Raw genomic sequence first — 678 nt, 5'->3', positions numbered from 1 at the left:
AAGAAAGAAAAACGGCCTCACCATGACGCGTTATTCAAGCATTTTTTAACGCAGCCCGAAACGGCCAGGGAGTTTTTATCCCTTTATCTGCCCGAAGAGATCCAGTTGTTGTGTGATTTAGCCACATTGAAACTGGAACCCGGCAGTTTTGTAGACCGGCATTTACGTCAACTGCACAGTGATGTGCTGTACTCGGTTGAAACGGCCCGGGGGCAGGGCTATATCTATTGTCTGATTGAACATCAGTCTACCCCTGACCCGTTGATGGCCTGGCGGCTGATGTATTATGCCATGTCAGCTATGGCGGCCCACCTGAAAAAAGGCCATACCGAACTCCCTTTGGTGATGCCTCTGCTGTTTTATCATGGTGAGATTCGTCCATATCCTTACTCAAACCGGTGGCTGGATTGTTTTACGCTCCCTGAACAGGCGGCCCGCTTATACCGTCAGGCGTTTCCGTTGGTGGATGTCAGTGTGCTCAGTGATGAAGAGATCCTGACGCATAAAGGCGTTGCCCTGATGGAACTGGTGCAAAAACACATCCGCTGCCGGGATATGCTGGAATGGATACCCCAATTGGTGGAACTCTTGAATGCAGGGTATAATACAACCGAACAGCGCAATGTGGTATTAAGCTATATTTTACTGAATGGGCATACGCTGGATCTCTCACACTTT

Annotated in this window: 1 protein-coding gene; it reads left to right on the top strand. The window is 49.1% G+C overall.

The features are described 5' to 3' along the window. Positions 1 to 678, top strand: a 678-nt coding sequence (locus EAE89_RS23125; RefSeq protein WP_214086681.1) for an Rpn family recombination-promoting nuclease/putative transposase, incomplete at both ends; no start/stop codon positions are given.

It is taken from the genome of Photorhabdus heterorhabditis, from assembly GCF_018448905.1.
GTDB lineage: Bacteria > Pseudomonadota > Gammaproteobacteria > Enterobacterales > Enterobacteriaceae > Photorhabdus > Photorhabdus heterorhabditis.
Note: the sequence above shows the minus strand (reverse complement) of the source record. Positions and strands in the feature narration are given on the sequence as shown.